Below are 14,904 nucleotides of genomic sequence, written 5' to 3'. Positions count from 1 at the left end.
TCTTATTTATACCGCAGCGCCTCCATCGGTTTCAACGCCGCCGCATGCAACAGATATCAAAGTGCCGCGGGATTTCGCCGGGTTATATCCAACGCTGCTGACGATACCAGTTTACCGCATCCCGTGTCGATTCTTCCACGGGCCGTGGCTTCAAACCCAGTTCGGCAAAGGTTTCTGAAGCATCGAAGTGCATGGAACGTTTTGTAAGCCGCACGCCCGTGACAGTCGTCATAGGCATCCGATGCGAGATGTGGTCGGCCCACAATTCACTAAACCATCCAACGGTCAGTGCCACCGAATAGGGAATAGTCCATTGTGGTGCCGAGCGATTCACGATATCTCCAAGAACTTGAAGCCACTCGATCAATCGATAGTTGTGTCCGCCGAGTAAATACCGAATACCAGGTCGACCCCGTTGCATCGCACGCATCAATCCGTCAGCAGCGTCGCGAACATCAATCAAATTCAATTCGCAATCAAGGTATGCTGGAATCTTCCCTTGACAAAATGCAACTGCCAGGCGAGTTGGAGGCGTTTGATTTCGATCTCCAGGTCCGATGGGTAATGTGGGACTGCATACGATTATCGGGGCACCGGCATCGGCAAGCTTGAACATCGCTTGTTCAGCACGGAATTTGCTCAAGCAGTAGGGTCCGATCATGTCTTCTTCGCGAAAGCGCACAGACTCAACGGCTTCGCCACAGGATTGATCAGAGGTGAGAATGCTTTCGGTACTTACATATAACGCTCGACTTACTCCGCTGTCGAGGGCGGCATGCATGACATTGAGCGTACCGACATGATTGATTTGGTCAAATTCATAGCGATTGCGACGCCAAAGGTTGGGATCAGCAGCCAAGTGATAGACACGGTCACAGCCACGCATGATATTGCGCATCGCACCTGAGTCACGAATATCTGCTCGAACAAGTTCAATGCGCTCAAGGGGCAAGTGCCCTACCATCGTAGAGGGATGCTCAAGCACCCGCACGAGTTCATTGTTGTTGAGTAATTGGTGGACGAGATGTGACCCGATAAACCCCGCCCCCCCTGTCACCAAATTCAATTCAATTCAATACTCCATTCGGAAGTGACATCACGAGGTGGTGAAGATGCGTTCGTGTCTGAACGAGCCGTTCGCGAGAGATTCGATCAACCAGATTGATAACGGCGTTATTGATTGGACAAGGAAAGTAGCCTGCAAGCCGAATAAGGTGTCCGTTGTAAGCATCAATTTCCGTGTAACCGCTTCCCATATCCGGACTCATGGAGCAATATGTTCCACGCAACGAAGGGCGGAAGAACAGTCCCATGAGTCTGGGCAGGAGGGGAGTTTGCAATATGCGCATGACCGTGTCGGGATGGAATGGGCCGATCTTTTCCAGCCTGAGGCCGGCGTGACGCAGGATAGAATAATTCTCCCGCAACAAGGCGAAGAACAGTTTTTGCGTGAGGGGATCGATGAGCAATTCCGCATTGTCAACGCCGGCGCTTGCCGCCAGCGGCGAAATAGCGGCGTTGTACATCAGTTTTGTCGATTTAAATGGCCCAATATCCGCGACGCACTCGACTGGAAATAGCTTGCTTTTGGCAAACGCCGAGACGAGCGCGTTGATGCATTCACGTTCGCCGCTGCTTACTTTGCGCCGTGGTCCAATATGTAGTGCCCCGGCGCGCGTGATGCGAGCACTGAGGCGATTGTTAGGGCATTGGGAAACGAATGAAGCAATGGCTTCCGCAGGGTGACTACATTGTTCAAGTGTTCTGTCGTAGCCGTTTTGAATGGGGAAAACCAGTGTTTGAGTATTCGCAAGGCGCTGCAGGATGGCAGCGTTGTCGAATGTTTTTGTACATAGCAGTACCACCTTGTCCGTGGGAGGCACCCACTCATCAAAGTGGACAAAGTGCACGCCTTGAATGGGCTGGCCATCAAGCGTCATTTCCTTGCGGCATCCAGCGGCAACCTTTTCAGGGTTTGACTCAATCATCGTCACATCCCAGCCAGCCCGCACAAGACATGCCGCTGCGGCAATGCCAATGCCTCCGGCGCCAATAATATGAGCTGATGATTTCATAGTTGAAAGTGTCGCCTCATTGAGGTGGATAGTCCAGTATTTTCCATCATTTCAATTTTGAGTTTATATCCAGCATCACTGAGATCAATAACTGCGCATGAGGTACCGGAGCACGGTAGCACCCGGGATGAGAGTACCCGGGATAGATCACAGTTATTGATCTTGCCTATTTTCGCAAGATTTATGCATTTTGTGGCGTGTGCTTCATTCATACCGCAGCGCTTCCACCGGTTTCAACGCCGCCGCCTTTCTCGCCGGATAAAACCCGAAAAATATCCCCACCGCGGAGGCGAAAGCAAATGCCAGTGCGACCATCCCGAACGTGATCACCACCACCATATCCGTCGCCTGACTCACGGCCCAGGCACCGCCGATGCCAATGGCAACGCCTATGAGTCCACCCATGATGCAGATGACCAGCGCCTCCAGCAGAAATTGGGTGAGAATGGCGCGGCGGTTGGCGCCGATGGCCATGCGGATGCCGATTTCGCGGGTACGCTCGGTTACCGACACCAGCATGATATTCATGATGCCGATGCCGCCTACCAGCAATGATATGGATGCGATGGAGCCCAGCATGATGGACATGACTTTGGCTGCACCCGTTGCCACGGCGGCGAGCGCAGCCATGTTACGTACGGTAAAATCGTTTTCCGTTCCCTCGGCAAGACGATGGCGCTGGCGCAACAACTGGTTAATTTCGGTTTCGGCTTCATCCATCACTTCGTCCGATCGGCCTTGTACCATCAGAAAACGTATCGTTCCGGGAAACTGGTTGCCAAAAATCTGACTTTGTCCGGTGGCGATGGGAATAAACACGGCGTCATCCTGGTCGCGTCCGTCCAGGCTTTGTCCTTTGGGGGCGAGGACGCCCGCGACCAGAAAAGGACTGTTTTTGATACGAATAGTCTTTCCCGTTGGGTCTTCATCGCCGAAGAGGTTTTTCGCGGTCAATTGCCCTAGCACTACGACGCGCGCGGCGGAACGCAAATCGGCCTCGGTAAATAATGCGCCGCTTTCCGCAGGCCAGTCACGCACTTTGAAATAATCCGGCGTGACGCCCGTAACAGAGGTACTCCAGTTATTTGCGCCATAATTAAGTTGCGCCGTACCGGTGATGAGCGGCGCCGTCGCCTTTATCGAAGGCAGATGCGCGATGGCTTGCGCATCGCCCATCGTCAGGGTTTGCACGCTGCCGGCGCCGGAACGCAGCGCGCCTGAAGAAGTGGCGCCGGGTACGACGATGAAAAGATTGCTGCCCATCGAGCTGATAGCCTGATTCACCGTGGTTTGCGCACCCTGGCCCACAGCGAGCATCAATACCACCGCTGCCACGCCGATGATCATGCCGAGCATGGTCAGGCCGGTGCGCAGGCGGTTGAGCCGCAGCGCCCGCAGTGCTTCGCCGATGATTGCGAGAAGACTCATGCGGGCACCGCGCCGTCATGCACGATGCGCCCGTCCTGCAAACGAACCAACCGCCGGGTGCAGGCGGCTATGTCGTCTTCGTGCGTGACAAGCACAATCGTAATACCCTGCTCGCGATTGAGCTGCTCGAAAATCGCCATGATTTCACGGCTGGTCTGGGTGTCGAGATTGCCGGTGGGCTCATCCGCAAGGATCAGTTGCGGATTGTTGACCAGCGCGCGGCTGATCGCCACGCGCTGCTGCTGTCCGCCGGATAGCTGATTGGGTTGATACGCGGCAAAATTCCCCAAGCCGGTCTGACGCAAGAGTTCCAGCGCGCGCTTGCGGCTTCCCGAGCGGGTCGCCCCGGCATAGAGGAGCGGAGTGGCGACGTTATCCAGCGCCGTCATGCGTTTCAGCAGGTTGAAACCCTGAAACACGAAACCGATGTTGTGATTACGCACGCGCGCGAGCTCATCGTCCGAAAGCGATGCGATATCGCGTCCATCGAGCCAATAGTGCCCGCTGGTAGGCGTGTCCAGGCAGCCAAGTATATTCATGAGCGTGGATTTGCCGGAACCGGAATGCCCCATGATGGCGACGAATTCTCCTCGATCAATAGTCAGGTTCACATCGAACAGCACTTGGCTATTGATCGTTCCGCCTCCTTTAACCCCGCTATCCAGGCTGTAAATCTTGCAAAGATTCTCCACCTTGAGCAGCGTTTCACCGGCAACGTGGTGTTCGAGGGGGGACATTAGAACATTCTGAACCTGAGTTTACTGCCGGACTTGTCCTTGTCGGCAACCTCACGAATGATCAGTTTATCGCCGGGCTTGATCGCGTCTCCGAGGATTTCGGTGAAACTGTTATCGGCAATGCCGGTTTTGATACTGATGGGGACGGCTTTGCCTTCCTCCAGCCGATAAACCATTTGCTTGCCTGGCTGCCTGGCGGCTGGCGTCACGGCATCCGAGTCGTTCTCGGCCGGCTTATAGCGCAATGCCGCATTGGGAACCCGCAGCACGTCTTTTTTCTGATTGACGGTAAAGCGTACATTGGCGGTCATGCCGGGGAGCAGTACCCCTTCGTCATTCTCCACCGCGACGACCACATTGTATGACACCACATTCTGCTGGATAGTGGGATTGAGGCGCACCTGCTTCACCGTGCCGGTGAATTCACGCTCCTGAAAAGCATCGACGGTAAAGTTGACCACCTGGCCGAGATGCAGCTGGCCGATGTCCGCTTCCGCCACACTGGTGTCAATTTGCATCTGGCGCAGATCCTTGGCAATCTGGAACAAAACGGGCGTCTGGAAGCTTGCCGCCACCGTCTGGCCGATATCCACATTGCGCGCAATGACTACGCCGGAAATGGGTGAACGGATCACACTGTAATTGAGATTGGTACGATCGCGTGCAAGCTGTGCTTCACTTACCGCAAGCTGGGCGCGAGCGCCCTCGAGTATTTGTTCGACTGCGTCCAGGGCATCGGGAGAAATAAAGCCTTGTTCCACCAGGGCACGGTTACGGGTCATCTTGTTATTGGCCAGCTTCAACGCTGTTCGGGCGTTTATTACATTAGCTTCCGACTGCCGCAATTGGGCCTGAAACAGCGATGGATCGAGTTCTACCAGTATTTGCCCCTCTTCGACCGTGTCGTTGAAATCCGCGTAAAGCTTGTATACCGTCCCTGATACCTGGGTGCCGACATTAACCAGCACAACGGGGTTGAGGGTCCCGTTGGCGGAGATATTCTGTACGATATCGCCGCGGTCCACTGCCTGGGTTTTGTAGCGTTCCTGACTGGAGCCGGGTTTCGTTTGCCAGTACCAAAAACCAATCAAGGCTGATAGCAGTGCCACGATGAGGACAAGCAGCCTGGCGCGGGGGAAAGATGTCATACGTAACTCAGAAATATCCAGTGCCAGGGGTGGGAAAAAATGAAAGCCGAATGTTACCTGAGTGCGCTGTGTTTAGAAATCATCCTGTCAGCGAGAATGGCCTGTCGGGTCTCATTTCTCTTTCTTTTGCGCCTCGGCCAGGACGCGCAATTCTTTGAGGCGCGCCTCCGCGCTGGATTTCTGGTAGAAGTCGCCATCGTCACCTTTCAACGCGATCTGCAGCTGTTCGATAGCGGCATGGACGTTGCCTTGACGCGTATAGACCTCCGCTTGCGCGCGGTGCTGCATCATCATGTCCCCGAGCGCACCGTAGCTTTGTGCCTGCAGCTGATAAAGACGTATGTCGTTGGGCATATATTGCAATTGCTGGTTAACAAACTTGAGCGCAGCATCGGCGCTATTGGCGCGCAGCAGCGCGTCGGCGTAGTCGTAGATTAATGCCCGGTGCTGTGGATAGGTTCGTAGCGCGGCTTCATAAATATCGAGCGCTTCCGCGGTTTGCCCCATGGCGAGTTTGACCCGTGCCGCAAGGGTTTCGATCATGGCGCTTGGCTGTAATGTTTTACGTGTAATCTGGATCGTGGTACCGAGGCGGTGATTTTCCGGCGTTTTGTCCATGCTGGTGTAATGATTCGATGCGCGGTGCGGCCGATGTATTCGTGGGTCGGTTTTGTAAATATCGAGCGCTTCCGCGGGTTGCCCCACGGCGAGCCGGGCACGCTCCGCAAGTGTCTCGATCATATCGCTCGACAGCGGTGTTTTATAGATATTCTGGGGAGCTGCGGTCAAATGGTGATTCTCCAAGGCCTCATCGGCGTCGGACTGCAAGTTTTCATACAGTTGCATTAATTCTTTGTCCGCGCGTAAGAATTTTCTGTCTCGCAACAAAGCACTGATCAGTCCATAGCGCTCGACAGCTTCAGTGCTATAACGCTTCTCCCGCAAAGCGGAGTCAAAGAATTCAACCGCCTCGCCGGGAGTACCCATAGTGGCTCGCAGCTTGGCTCGCACCAGCTGGAAATCGAGACTGTCGGGAACCTGGCGGTAAGGCAAACTATGCGTGCGGTTATCAATATCCGCGATTCGCTCATAAGTAATGGGGTGGGTGCGCAGGTATGAAGGTGCGCCATTCTCACGGAATCTTCCAGCCGTCTGTAAACGTTCGAAAAATTCCGACATCCCGCGTGGATCAAGACCGGCGCTAATCAGTATATTCAGGCCGATACGATCGGCCTCTTTTTCATGGTCACGGGTGAAATCCAGCTGCGACTGAATTTGGCGGGCCTGCGAGCCAATCAGAACGGCTTGCGCCGCCTGCGGGTTTGTGCGCGAAGCCAGAACCGCCAATGCGACTGCCGCCAGAGAGGTTAGAATGCTGTATCGCTGTCCGGCAATCATGCGCGCGAGGTGTTTCTGGGTCACGTGCGCGATTTCATGCGCCATTACGCCAGCCAGCTCCGATTCACTTTGCGCAGTCAGAATAAGGCCGGTATTGAAGCCCATAAAGCCGCCGGGCAGTGCAAACGCATTGATCATCGGATCTTTTATCGCAAAGAACTCGAACTCCTGGTCGGGACGCGACTCACGTGAGTTCAGAAGCAAACGGTTCCCGAGATGGGTGAGATAACCGGCGACTTCGGCATCGTCAAGATAACTGGGGTCTGCGCGAATTTCGCGCATGATCCGCAGTCCGAGTTCACGCTCTTCCTGTGGCGAAAAAGTCGCCTGGGATGCATCGCCGAGATCAGGTAGCCCCGCGGCAAAAATATTGGCCGGGAACAGTAGCGGTAAAGCCACCATCAAATAGCGAAATTTCATGAGGATAAGATAACCGTATCCGGATGAAGTTCCAACGTGCGTCGGTACTTGGCAGGGAACACGAGGGGACAGTGCGTGGGTGCAAAGCTACAACATAATCAGAGAAGGACGTTAATGCCGAAACCAGGCGATCCGTATTCCTTCCATAATTTCGCTGACGCCGGCATTCGTACAAGGTATGGGGTTTTAAATTGCTGTCTCGCCTATCTCGCCGGTACGGATTCTCACCACCTGTTCTATACTGGTGACGAAAATCTTGCCATCCCCAATCTTGCCGGTGCGCGCAACGTTAACGATGGTATCGATAACGCCGTCCACCAGTGCTTCAGGCACCACTATTTCAATTTTTATCTTCGGCAGAAAATCCACCACATATTCCGCGCCTCGATAGAGCTCAGTGTGACCTTTTTGCCTGCCGAATCCCTTGATTTCAGTGATGGTTAATCCACTCACGCCGGCTTCATTGAGCGCTTCGCATACTTCGTCGAGCTTGAAAGGTTTGATAATAGCCTCGATTTTCTTCATGTTGCGTTTCTCATGATACGTTACCCTGGTTGTCCTGAGTTAACTTAGGTTAACTTAGTCGGATGTGTTTTTTTATAACGAATTACGGTCGTGTTTATAGCAGCGGTGTGTGGTAGCCCTCCGCCGTATTTGGAAGCTGATTATACGGGGTTCTGGAATTTTAAATCCCGCTTGATTGCCGATTGTTCATAGGTTATTAAAACTCATCCTGATATTTTGACGTAATCGGATAACGCCAATCCTTGCCGAAACCGCGCTGGGTGATTCGGATACCGGGCGGGCTCTGGCGGCGCTTATATTCATTCAGGCGGATCAGGTGCACCACGCGCCGCACGTCCGCTTCGGCATAGTTCATTTCCAGGATTTCCCGCAACGACAAATTGTGCTCCATATACGCTTCAACGATGCCGTCGAGTACGTCGTAAGGCGGCAGGCTGTCCTGATCGGTCTGGTCCGGACGCAACTCGGCCGAAGGCGCGCGGCTGATGACGCGTTCGGGGATCACGTGGCCCAGCGTATTGCGGTAGTGGCAAAGCCGGTACACCAGGGTTTTGGTGATATCCTTCAGCACCGCGAAGCCGCCCGCCATATCGCCATAAAGCGTACAGTAGCCTACGGCTATTTCGGATTTGTTGCCTGTCGTGAGCACAATGGAACCGTATTTGTTGGATAGCGCCATCAGTAAATTGCCGCGTATGCGTGCTTGCAGATTTTCCTCCGTGGTATCGGGGCGATTATGACCAGGCGGCTCCGGGAACCCCTTTGCCAGCGTATCAAGGAATTCGTCAAACACCGGCTGGATGGAAAGCTCGCTGTAGCGCACATTTAATGTCCTGGCCATCGTGCGCGCATCCAATAAGCTTATATCAGCGGTAAAGGGTGACGGCATCATGACCGCTTCTACCTTGGCGGCGCCCAGCGCATCCACCGCGATCGCCAGCGTGAGCGCTGAATCCACGCCGCCGGAAAGCCCCAGCAGTACGCCCGGTATGCCGTTCTTTCCCACATAATCCTTGAGGCCAAGACACAATGCCTGATAAACGGTTGCTTCCAGCGTTTGCGACGCTGTGATTTCCCCGTGTACGGGAGCACCGTTTTGCAATTCGATCAAACCAAGGGTTTCCGTGAGCGTATTGAATTGATGCGTTAGCTCACCTCTGCCATTCATTGCAAAGGAAGCACCATCGAATATCAGTTCATCCTGTGCGCCTACCAGATTGGCATAAATCATGGACATTCCCGTTTCGCTGGTGCGCTGACGCACAATCTGGTGGCGCAAGGCTTGTTTGTGCATGTGATAAGGAGAAGCATTGAGCACTATCAGCACGTCGGCTCCTGCCTTTCTGGCGCGGGTGGCTGTATTTCCTTGCCAGATATCCTGACAGATGTTGACGCCGAATCTTATCCCTTCCAGTTCAAACAGACAGGAATCGGAACCTGGCTCGAAATAACGCCGTTCGTCGAACACAGAGTCATTGGGAAGCAGATTCTTGTGATAGGTGGCGATAATTTTGCCGTCGCGTATCATCGAGGCTGCGTTATAGAGCTTGTTATCCGCGAGATGCGGATGCCCTACCAGTAGCGTTACGCCACTTATTTCTTTGGCCAGGTCTGCAAGCGCTTGTTCACACGCGAGCCGGAATCCGTTGCGCAGGAGAAGATCTTCCGGCGGGTAGCCCGACAGTGCCAACTCGGGTGTGACAACTAACCCGGCTCCGGCACTTTTAGCCAGATTGGCGTAATCGAGGATTTTGCGGATATTGCCGCCAAGGTCGCCGACTGTACAATTAATCTGGGCAATGGCGAGCTTCATGATGAGGCAGGGTTAATGGGCACTATCTCTGCGTTGCTGGCAGGAGGTTGTCGGGTTAACGGTGCTAACCTGACTTGGAACCTGGGATAATACCAGAATGAATCCTCCTTCGCGGGCCGCAAGACTGCTCCCGGCATGGCGGGTATGCTGGCGGGGACCATGAAAATGTGCTTGAATGTGAAAATCGACATTCAGCGCGGTGCGCTTTGCTGATTGGCGCTCTACCACTCTGCGGCGATCCCCGTACGTGCGTGAAAATTCCTCATGATTCCAGGATTTGAAGTAAAAGTAATCAATTCGCTCGACGGTATTTCTGTGAAGGCATGGAACATGCTGGCCGGGGACGATCCGTTCCTGCAGCATGAATTCTTTTCCGCTATGCATGATACTGGGTGCGTCTCAGGGAAAACTGGCTGGCTGCCGCAATTTATCACCCTGTGGGAAGGAAGCACCCTGCGGGGCGCGTTGCCGCTTTATCTGAAAAACCATTCTTATGGGGAGTATGTATTCGACTGGGCCTGGGCGGATGCTTATCGACGCTGCGGCCATGCGTATTACCCCAAGCTGCTGAGCGCGGTACCTTTCAGCCCCGTCACCGGACAGCGGTTGCTGGCGGGAACCGCGGAGCATCGCGCCTTGCTGGTTTCGGCTGCATTGAGAATGGCGAAAGACAAAAACGTGGAAACAAGCGTGTCATCGTTCCATTGCCTGTTCCCCCGCGAGGATGAGGCGCTGGAAATGGAGATGGCGGGAATGACGTTACGGCACGGTATCCAGTTTCACTGGAGAAATCGGGAGGTTGGCGGTTATGAAGATTTCGACGGGTTTCTGGCGGAGTTGAGCCATGGCAAACGCAAGAAAATCCGGCAGGAACGGCGCAAGGTTCATGCGGAAGGTATCCGCTTTCAGTGGCTGTCCGGATATGATGCGAGTCATGATCACTGGCGTTTCTTTGTCAACTGCTACAATAAAACTTACCGCGATCACCATTCCATGCCTTACCTCAATCTGGAATTCTTCTTGCGGCTCGGCAAAAGCATGCCGGAAAATCTATTGCTGATTCTGGCGTTGCGCGATGATCAACCCGTTGCCGCCGCGCTAAATTTGCATAACTCCCGCACGTTATATGGGCGTTATTGGGGTACGATGGAATTTGTCCCTGGACTGCATTTCGAGACCTGCTACTATCAGGCCATCGAATTCTGTATTGCCCATCGTATCGCGTTGTTTGAAGGCGGCGCACAGGGGGAACATAAGCTTGCGCGCGGCTTTCTTCCCGTACGTGTCTGGTCGGCGCACTGGCTTGCACACCCCGAATTCGCCGCCGCTATCGGGAATTATCTGAAGCACGAAGCACAGGATATCAATCATTATCTGGATGAGCTGAATGAGAGCTCGCCATTCAGGAAAGACAAAAGAGGTAATCCTAAACCCGGTAGTTGATCACTCACGTTTTGATTTATTACTTATGATTCATAAAGAACTTTTTTGTCACCAGACCTTCACTTCTTTGGTGATTTCGCTACAGGGCAGATTGCACAATTTTTGCGGCACATGGCTGCGTTGCAACTTCTTGGAATGGAATAACCATTCCGCGTCGTTGCGCCTTGCCCTGCACCCCAAAAACCGCACACTCCACCCTGTCCAACTGCCGGATTTAGGATAATGAAATTCTGTAGTAATTGCGGCACGCCGGTTGAATTCCGCATTCCCGAAGGCGATAACTTGCCGCGTTATGTTTGCCCCGCGTGCAGCATTGTTCATTATCAGAATCCGAAGATAGTGGTGGGCTGCATACCCGAGTGGGAGGACAGGATATTGCTATGCCGGCGCGCCATTGAGCCGCGCCACGGTTTATGGACCGTACCTTCGGGTTTCATGGAAAATGCCGAAACGCTGGTCCAGGGTGCCGCCCGCGAAACGCTGGAGGAAGCCAATGCACGGGTTGAAATGGGGAACCTGTACGCCATTTATAATATTCCCCATATCAATCAGGTGCACGTTCTGTTTCGTGCGCGATTGCTGGATCTGGATTTTAAACCTGGTATCGAGAGCCTGGACGTCCAGCTTTTTGAAGAGGCGGAGATTCCCTGGGATACGTTGGCGTTTCGGGTTATCCATGAGCCACTGAAACGTTACTTTGAGGAACGCCAACAAGGAAAATTAGGTTTTCACATGGGCACCATAGAAGAGCTTCGCAAGTAATTCACCGCGCCGCAGGAATGCGCAGGGTATGCAAATCGACCTGACTGGCAGCGTTACGCCGCCCGTAGCGAGTCCACGATATTCAGGCGCGCAGCGCGTGCGGCGGGAAGAAAGCCGCCGGCAATTCCCATGGTTAACGCAAATGCAAACGACTTGATAATAATCGCGCCATTCAGGGTAAAGCTGAACGCGAGCTCGGAAAATGATTGCCAGTTCATGGTGGAAATGGTGAAGAATTGCATGAACGATGCCAATACCAGTCCGACCACGCCTCCCGCCGCGCCAAGCATCAGTGCTTCCACGAGAAAAGCGGCCAGAATATTTTTTCGGCGGAATCCCAATGCGCGCAGAGTGCCGATCTCCGTCGCACGGTTGGCGACAGAGGCATACATGGTGATCATCGCGCCTATAATTGCGCCGATGGAGAAAATAATCGACAGTATCATTCCCAGATAGCGAATGAAATTTGCCAGCAGCTGCGACTGCTCGGCATAGAAGACACTTTCCTGCTTGACTTCCAGAGTCAGGCGCGGGTCATTTTCAATGCGGGTTTTGAGCTGAGAAAGCATCGCGGGATCGTTCAGTTTCAATATCACCGAAGAATAGACCGGCCTGCGAAATGCCTGCATCAACTGGTCCACATCGCCCCATATTTCAGAATCGAAACCGGTTTTACCCGCGTCCATAATGCCGACCACCGTCCATTCACGCTGCCCGAAGCGCAGTGTTTCGCCGACACCGGCGCCCTGATAGCGCTCGGCGACACTCTTGCCTGCAATAATTTCCGTTGAACCGGGGCGAAACATGCGTCCCTCGGTGATCCTTACCTGCGGACGCAGTTCGATTCCTTTTTGCCCCACGCCGCGGATCAATACGTTGGAAGCCTTTTCGGAACTGCGCTTGGCGAGGGAAATCAATACTATCGTTTCTTTTGATGCCAGCCGCAAACCGTTCGCACTGTAGGCGACTTCCGGCTGGTTTTCCACAATGGCGGCCTGCTCGCGATCAATGACGCTTTGTACTTCAGTCCCGGCGGAACGGCGGGTGATAACTACATTGTCGGGTGAGCCGGTTTCCACCAGTGTTTTCCTCAGTCCTTCTTCCAGCATGAGTACCGTTGCAAATACAAACACCACCAGTGCCATGCCCCCCGCGGTGAGCAGGGTAGTCAGCTTGCGGGCGGCGAGGTTACGCCATATATAGGAAAGAGGAACGGACATGAACTAACCTATGCTCCTCAATCCTTCCACGATGGGTACCCGCGCGGCACGAAAGGCGGGCAGTATTGCCGCTGTAATGCCGACCGCGATTGCGGCGGCGGCTTGCATATAAACGGTTTCCAGGGAAACCCCGAATACGGGAAACAGCGTGCCGACCTGTTCGCTGAACCTGTCGGCAACAGGGAAGGTAAGGAGAATGCCAATCACCGCGCCAGCCAGCGCAATAGCGAGGGATTCTCCATAAATCAATCCGGCGAGGAAGTACGGACCAAAACCCAGTGCCTTGAGGGTGGCATATTCGGCGATGCGTTCGCGCGCCGTCATTGCCATGGTATTGGCCATTACCGCAAGGATAATGAAAATCACCAGGAACGAAACGATGCGTATCGCCACCACAATGGCCTCGGTCATGGAGACGAATCCTAGTTGAAAAGCCTTTTCTGTTTCGGTGAGGGTCTCGGCAAGAGAGTTTCTGAACATCGTGTCCACTTCAGTCGATATCTCCGCGGCTCTGTCGGGATCGGAAATTTCGATCACGTAGACACCGATCCAGTCGATCCTGCGGGCAACCGCTTTTTTCATGGTTTCATTGAGATAGTCCCAGTGAAAGAAAAACTGCGATGTGTCGGTTCCCGCCTCCGCACCATCATAAATAGCCCGTACCGTAAAGCTCCATGCGCCAGGATAAATCGTGCCGCGCAGAGGGATGATATCGCCGATTTTGAACCCATACGTGTTCGCCAGCTTGCGGCCGATCACGCAGCCCTTGCGGTCGGTGAGGAATGCTTTCATATCAGCGGGTGGAATGAGGTACTCGGGATAAAGATTAAAATAGGTCTTTGCATCGACGGCGAATTGTGGAAAAAAGTTCTTTGGCGTGACATATACCCCACCAAACCAGCTCGCATGGGAGATGGCCGTAACACCTTGAATTCTGCGAATTCGTTCCTGGTAATTGATGGGTAGCGGAAAGACCAGCGAGATTGCGTTCCGTGTCACCAGTCGCGCCGATGAGGCGCCTTCCGCACCCGCATACCAGGCATCCACGACTGTGCGCAGCAGCCCGAAAGCGAGTATTGCCACCACCAGGCCCAGCACGGTCAGGCTGGTGCGTAGTTTGTGGCGCAACGTATTTCTCAGGATAAGCTTCAGGAAATGCATTTTTGAAAAAATTCGTGGATACGCCGATAATGAAAGAAGTCTGAAGAGAACAGGTCGGGTAAGATATCTCCTGTTTTATCAATTTGTTACATCCAGTTCGCCTTTCTCCAAATGTCGAATTAAATGGGCCGATTTAGCCGCATGCGGGTCGTGCGTCACCATAATGATGGTTTTGCCCATCTCGCTGTTAAGGCGCTCAAGCATGGCGAGAATATCGTTTGCCGATGCGCGATCGAGATCTCCGGTGGGCTCGTCTGCCACCAGTATCACGGGGTCGGTGATGAATGCGCGGGCAATCGCCACGCGTTGCTGCTGACCGCCGGATAGCTCCGAAGGATAATGTTCCATCCGGTCAGTCAGTCCCACCATTGACAATGCCAACGCTACGCGTTCTCGCCTCTCGCCGCGCGAAAGCCGCGTTAATAGCAGCGGCAATTCAACATTCTCAAACGCGGTCAGTACCGGCATCAAATTGTAAAACTGGAAAATGAAACCAACATTGGCCGCACGCCAGTCGGCCAGATCCGCTTCGGAAAGCGTGGCGATGTCTACTCCGTTAACTTTTAGCGAACCGCTGTCCGGCTTGTCAATCCCGGCAATCAGATTGAGCAGGGTGCTTTTACCGGAACCGGAAGGTCCCATTAAGGCGATGAAGTCGCCGGAAATAATATCGAAGGAGATATTCGTCAGGACCGGCACCCGCTGCTCGCCGCGATGGTAGCTTTTGGTGACCTGCCTGATCTGGACAATGGGCTCCGGAAGATTTTCCATGCG

General features: G+C 53.8%; 13 protein-coding genes. 2 read left to right on the top strand and 11 right to left on the bottom strand.

Annotated features, from left to right (window positions below):
• Positions 1 to 82: 82 nt before the first annotated feature.
• From BLR00_RS01115 to BLR00_RS01080, 8 genes are all read right to left on the bottom strand, one after another.
• Positions 83 to 1,057: an NAD-dependent epimerase/dehydratase family protein gene (locus tag BLR00_RS01115; protein ID WP_256324184.1), complete on the bottom strand. Its 975-nt coding sequence runs from the start codon at positions 1,055 to 1,057 to the stop codon at positions 83 to 85.
• A 10-nt stretch (positions 1,058 to 1,067) separates the two neighbouring features.
• Positions 1,068 to 2,075 (bottom strand): ketopantoate reductase family protein, encoded by a 1,008-nt coding sequence (locus BLR00_RS16560; RefSeq protein WP_074630421.1) that lies wholly within the window; start codon positions 2,073 to 2,075, stop codon positions 1,068 to 1,070.
• A 204-nt stretch (positions 2,076 to 2,279) separates the two neighbouring features.
• Positions 2,280 to 3,503: an ABC transporter permease gene (locus BLR00_RS01105; RefSeq protein WP_074630420.1), complete on the bottom strand. Its 1,224-nt coding sequence runs from the start codon at positions 3,501 to 3,503 to the stop codon at positions 2,280 to 2,282.
• Positions 3,500 to 4,240, bottom strand: coding sequence for an ABC transporter ATP-binding protein (locus BLR00_RS01100; RefSeq protein ID WP_074630419.1), 741 nt, complete (start codon positions 4,238 to 4,240; stop codon positions 3,500 to 3,502). Before BLR00_RS01100 ends, BLR00_RS01105 begins: the two co-directional genes overlap by 4 nt.
• On the bottom strand, positions 4,240 to 5,388 hold the full coding sequence (locus BLR00_RS01095) for an efflux RND transporter periplasmic adaptor subunit (RefSeq protein ID WP_074630418.1): 1,149 nt from the start codon (positions 5,386 to 5,388) through the stop codon (positions 4,240 to 4,242). Before BLR00_RS01095 ends, BLR00_RS01100 begins: the two co-directional genes overlap by 1 nt.
• Positions 5,389 to 5,499: 111 nt before the next feature.
• Positions 5,500 to 7,206, bottom strand: coding sequence for a M48 family metalloprotease (locus tag BLR00_RS01090; protein ID WP_074630417.1), 1,707 nt, complete (start codon positions 7,204 to 7,206; stop codon positions 5,500 to 5,502).
• Between the two features lie 186 nt (positions 7,207 to 7,392).
• A complete protein-coding gene (locus BLR00_RS01085; RefSeq protein WP_074630416.1) occupies positions 7,393 to 7,731 on the bottom strand; it encodes a P-II family nitrogen regulator in 339 nt (112 codons plus the stop codon).
• Between the two features lie 196 nt (positions 7,732 to 7,927).
• Positions 7,928 to 9,544, bottom strand: coding sequence for an NAD+ synthase (locus tag BLR00_RS01080; RefSeq protein WP_074630415.1), 1,617 nt, complete (start codon positions 9,542 to 9,544; stop codon positions 7,928 to 7,930).
• Between the two features lie 264 nt (positions 9,545 to 9,808).
• On the opposite strand from BLR00_RS01080, the gene BLR00_RS01075 reads away from it, so the two are divergent.
• Positions 9,809 to 10,987, top strand: a complete 1,179-nt coding sequence (locus BLR00_RS01075; protein ID WP_074630414.1) for a GNAT family N-acetyltransferase — start codon at positions 9,809 to 9,811, stop codon at positions 10,985 to 10,987.
• 222 nt (positions 10,988 to 11,209) lie between these two features.
• The gene (locus tag BLR00_RS01070; RefSeq protein WP_074630413.1) at positions 11,210 to 11,749 is read left to right on the top strand and encodes an NUDIX hydrolase; all 540 of its coding nucleotides are present in this window, start codon (positions 11,210 to 11,212) and stop codon (positions 11,747 to 11,749) included.
• 53 nt (positions 11,750 to 11,802) lie between these two features.
• Here the strand turns inward: BLR00_RS01070 and BLR00_RS01065 are convergent, their stop codons facing one another.
• The 3 genes from BLR00_RS01065 to BLR00_RS01055 form a co-directional block, all read right to left on the bottom strand.
• Positions 11,803 to 12,969, bottom strand: a complete 1,167-nt coding sequence (locus BLR00_RS01065; protein ID WP_074630412.1) for an ABC transporter permease — start codon at positions 12,967 to 12,969, stop codon at positions 11,803 to 11,805.
• A 3-nt stretch (positions 12,970 to 12,972) separates the two neighbouring features.
• Positions 12,973 to 14,130 carry an ABC transporter permease gene (locus tag BLR00_RS01060; RefSeq protein ID WP_074630411.1) on the bottom strand — a complete coding sequence of 386 codons (1,158 nt, stop codon included), beginning with the start codon at positions 14,128 to 14,130 and terminating at the stop codon, positions 12,973 to 12,975.
• Positions 14,131 to 14,208: 78 nt separating this feature from the next.
• Positions 14,209 to 14,901 carry an ABC transporter ATP-binding protein gene (locus BLR00_RS01055; RefSeq protein ID WP_074630410.1) on the bottom strand — a complete coding sequence of 231 codons (693 nt, stop codon included), beginning with the start codon at positions 14,899 to 14,901 and terminating at the stop codon, positions 14,209 to 14,211.
• Between the last annotated feature and the right edge of the window lie 3 nt (positions 14,902 to 14,904).

Source organism: Nitrosospira multiformis (genome assembly GCF_900103165.1).
Classification (GTDB): Bacteria; Pseudomonadota; Gammaproteobacteria; order Burkholderiales; family Nitrosomonadaceae; genus Nitrosospira; species Nitrosospira multiformis_D.
The sequence above is the reverse complement of the archived record's forward strand: the minus strand, read 5'-3'. Positions and strand labels throughout refer to the sequence as shown.

Bases quoted from the DNA above. Each gene is read 5' to 3' on its own strand.
- BLR00_RS01070 (WP_074630413.1), top strand. From the start codon at position 11,210: ATGAAATTCTGTAGTAATTGCGGCACGCCGGTTGAATTCCGCATTCCC.
- BLR00_RS01075 (WP_074630414.1), top strand. From the start codon at position 9,809: ATGATTCCAGGATTTGAAGTAAAAGTAATCAATTCGCTCGACGGTATT.
- BLR00_RS01095 (WP_074630418.1), bottom strand. From the start codon at position 5,388: ATGACATCTTTCCCCCGCGCCAGGCTGCTTGTCCTCATCGTGGCACTG.
- BLR00_RS16560 (WP_074630421.1), bottom strand. From the start codon at position 2,075: ATGAAATCATCAGCTCATATTATTGGCGCCGGAGGCATTGGCATTGCC.
- BLR00_RS01060 (WP_074630411.1), bottom strand. From the start codon at position 14,130: ATGCATTTCCTGAAGCTTATCCTGAGAAATACGTTGCGCCACAAACTA.
- BLR00_RS01105 (WP_074630420.1), bottom strand. From the start codon at position 3,503: ATGAGTCTTCTCGCAATCATCGGCGAAGCACTGCGGGCGCTGCGGCTC.
- BLR00_RS01080 (WP_074630415.1), bottom strand. From the start codon at position 9,544: ATGAAGCTCGCCATTGCCCAGATTAATTGTACAGTCGGCGACCTTGGC.
- BLR00_RS01100 (WP_074630419.1), bottom strand. From the start codon at position 4,240: ATGTCCCCCCTCGAACACCACGTTGCCGGTGAAACGCTGCTCAAGGTG.
- BLR00_RS01085 (WP_074630416.1), bottom strand. From the start codon at position 7,731: ATGAAGAAAATCGAGGCTATTATCAAACCTTTCAAGCTCGACGAAGTA.
- BLR00_RS01090 (WP_074630417.1), bottom strand. From the start codon at position 7,206: ATGAAATTTCGCTATTTGATGGTGGCTTTACCGCTACTGTTCCCGGCC.
- BLR00_RS01065 (WP_074630412.1), bottom strand. From the start codon at position 12,969: ATGTCCGTTCCTCTTTCCTATATATGGCGTAACCTCGCCGCCCGCAAG.
- BLR00_RS01055 (WP_074630410.1), bottom strand. From the start codon at position 14,901: ATGGAAAATCTTCCGGAGCCCATTGTCCAGATCAGGCAGGTCACCAAA.